This is a genomic window from Vagococcus lutrae (assembly GCF_003987555.1).
In the GTDB taxonomy this organism is placed as follows: Bacteria; Bacillota; Bacilli; order Lactobacillales; family Vagococcaceae; genus Vagococcus_A; species Vagococcus_A lutrae.
In genome coordinates, this window is the sequence record NZ_NGJW01000020.1 from 1 (window position 1) to 3289 (window position 3289).

The 3289-nt window shown below is 50.4% G+C and carries 2 rRNA genes; both read right to left on the reverse strand.

Annotated features, from left to right (window positions below):
- Positions 1-9: 9 nt before the first annotated feature.
- A 5S ribosomal RNA gene (rrf, locus tag CBF33_RS09515) occupies positions 10-125 on the reverse strand.
- Positions 126-203: 78 nt separating this feature from the next.
- Positions 204-3118: ribosomal RNA gene (locus tag CBF33_RS09520) — 23S ribosomal RNA — on the reverse strand.
- Positions 3119-3289: the final 171 nt, after the last annotated feature.

The following is a 3289-nucleotide window of genomic DNA, read 5'->3' on the forward strand; positions in this document are numbered from 1 at the left end:
AAAACACAAGCGTGGCAACGTCCTACTCTCACAGGGGGCAACCCCCCACTACCATCGGCGCTAAGAAGCTTAACTACTGTGTTCGATATGGGAACAGGTGTATCCTTCTTGCTATCGCCACCACACTTGGGCTATGTTTTTGAGTGTTGTCCACTCAAAACTGGATTTGAAGTTTTTTTACAACTGACTTGAACTTACCGCTTGTGGTTAAGTCCTCGACCGATTAGTATTGGTCCGCTACATGTATCGCTACACTTACACTCCCAACCTATCTACCTGATCGTCTCTCAGGGGTCTTACTTTCTTAAAGAAATGGGAAATCTCATCTTGAGGGGGGCTTCACGCTTAGATGCTTTCAGCGTTTATCCCGGCCACACGTAGCTACCCAGCGATGCTCTTGGCAGAACAACTGGTACACCAGCGGTGTGTCCATCCCGGTCCTCTCGTACTAAGGACAGCTCCTCTCAAATTTCCAACGCCCGCGACGGATAGGGACCGAACTGTCTCACGACGTTCTGAACCCAGCTCGCGTGCCGCTTTAATGGGCGAACAGCCCAACCCTTGGGACCGACTACAGCCCCAGGATGCGACGAGCCGACATCGAGGTGCCAAACCTCCCCGTCGATGTGGACTCTTGGGGGAGATAAGCCTGTTATCCCCAGGGTAGCTTTTATCCGTTGAGCGATGGCCCTTCCATGCGGAACCACCGGATCACTAAGCCCGACTTTCGTCCCTGCTCGACTTGTTGGTCTCGCAGTCAAGCTCCCTTCTGCCTTTGCACTCTTCGAATGATTTCCAACCATTCTGAGGGAACCTTTGGGCGCCTCCGTTACCTTTTAGGAGGCGACCGCCCCAGTCAAACTGCCCATCTGACTATGTCTCCCAGCACGATAAGTGCTGCGGGTTAGATTGGTCATAACACAAGGGTAGTATCCCACCAGCGCCTCACACGATACTAGCGTACCGTCTTCTTAGGCTCCTACCTATCCTGTACATGTGTCACAAACAATCAAAATCAAATTACAGTAAAGCTCCATGGGGTCTTTCCGTCCTGTCGCGGGTAACCTGCATCTTCACAGGTACTAAAATTTCACCGAGTCTCTCGTTGAGACAGTGCCCAGATCGTTACGCCTTTCGTGCGGGTCGGAACTTACCCGACAAGGAATTTCGCTACCTTAGGACCGTTATAGTTACGGCCGCCGTTTACTGGGGCTTCAATTCTGAGCTTCGCCGAAGCTAACCCATCCTCTTAACCTTCCAGCACCGGGCAGGCGTCAGCCCCTATACGTCATCTTTCGATTTTGCAGAGACCTGTGTTTTTGATAAACAGTCGCCTGGGCCTATTCACTGCGGCTGACTTGCGTCAGCACCCCTTCTCCCGAAGTTACGGGGTCATTTTGCCGAGTTCCTTAACGAGAGTTCGCTCGCTCACCTTAGGATGCTCTCCTCGACTACCTGTGTCGGTTTGCGGTACGGGCAGCAGTCTTCTCACTAGAAGTTTTTCTTGGCAGTGTGATGTCAGAGACTTCGGTACTAAACTTCCCTCCCCATCATAGCTTGTCAACTCGGTCATAAGCATTTGACTCATCACCTGACTCACTATTTGGCCACGCTTTTCCAACTGCGTGGATTCTCCTAACCTCCTGCGTCACTCCATTGCTCAAACAAATACTACTGGTACAGGAATATCAACCTGTTGTCCATCGCCTACGCCTATCGGCCTCGGCTTAGGTCCCGACTAACCCTGGGAGGACGAGCCTTCCCCAGGAAACCTTAGTCATACGGTGGACAGGATTCTCACCTGTCTTTCGCTACTCATACCGGCATTCTCACTTCTAAGCGCTCCAGCCGTCCTCACGATCGACCTTCAACGCCCTTAGAACGCTCTCCTACCAACGTTCCATACGGAACGTTCCACAGCTTCGGTAGTATGTTTAGCCCCGGTAAATTTTCGGCGCAGGGTCACTCGACTAGTGAGCTATTACGCACTCTTTAAATGGTGGCTGCTTCTAAGCCAACATCCTAGTTGTCTGTGCAACCCCACATCCTTTTCCACTTAACATACATTTTGGGACCTTAGCTGGTGGTCTGGGCTGTTTCCCTTTCGACTATGGATCTTATCACTCACAGTCTGACTCCCGGACAGAAATAATGGCATTCGGAGTTTATCTGAATTCGGTAACCCGGGATGGGCCCCTAGTCCAAACAGTGGCTCTACCTCCATTATTCTACACGTCCGAGGCTAGCCCTAAAGCTATTTCGGAGAGAACCAGCTATCTCCAAGTTCGTTTGGAATTTCTCCGCTACCCACACCTCATCCCCGCACTTTTCAACGTACGTGGGTTCGGTCCTCCAGTGCGTTTTACCGCACCTTCAACCTGGACATGGGTAGATCACATGGTTTCGGGTCTACGACTACGTACTCATTCGCCCTATTCAGACTCGCTTTCGCTACGGCTCCGCTTCTTCAGCTTAACCTCGCACGCAATCGTAACTCGCCGGTTCATTCTACAAAAGGCACGCCATCACCCATTAACGGGCTTTGACTTGTTGTAAGCACACGGTTTCAGGTTCTATTTCACTCCCCTTCCGGGGTGCTTTTCACCTTTCCCTCACGGTACTGGTTCACTATCGGTCACTAGAGAGTATTTAGCCTTGGGAGATGGTCCTCCCGGATTCCGACGGAATTTCACGTGTTCCGCCGTACTCAGGATACTCATAGGTGTGCGACTGATTTCGCCTACGGGGCTTTTACCCACTCCGGCTGACCTTTCCAGGTCGATTCGACTATCATTCAACACTACCATGGCTGAGTCCTACAACCCCAACAAGCAAGCTTGTTGGTTTGGGCTCTTTCCGTTTCGCTCGCCGCTACTAAGGAAATCGAATTTTCTTTCTCTTCCTGCAGGTACTTAGATGTTTCAGTTCTCTGCGTCTACCTCTAATACGCTATGTATTCACGTAAAAGTAACAGCCTATGAAAGCTGCTGGGTTGCCCCATTCGGAAATCTCTGGATCATAGCTTACGTACAGCTCCCCAAAGCATATCGGCGTTAGTCCCGTCCTTCGTCGGCTTCTAGTGCCAAGGCATCCACCGTGTGCCCTTCTTCACTTAACCTCATTGCTAACACAAAGTGTTAGGCTTTTGGCTTCCGCTAACTAGCGATAGTTAGTTCCACCAATCCTCATTGTTTAGCGTTTTGAACTTAATTGTTAAAAACTCTTTCAACGCGGTGTTCTCGGTTTGTTGTAAAAATTTTACTTCAATATCCAGTTTTCAATGAACAAC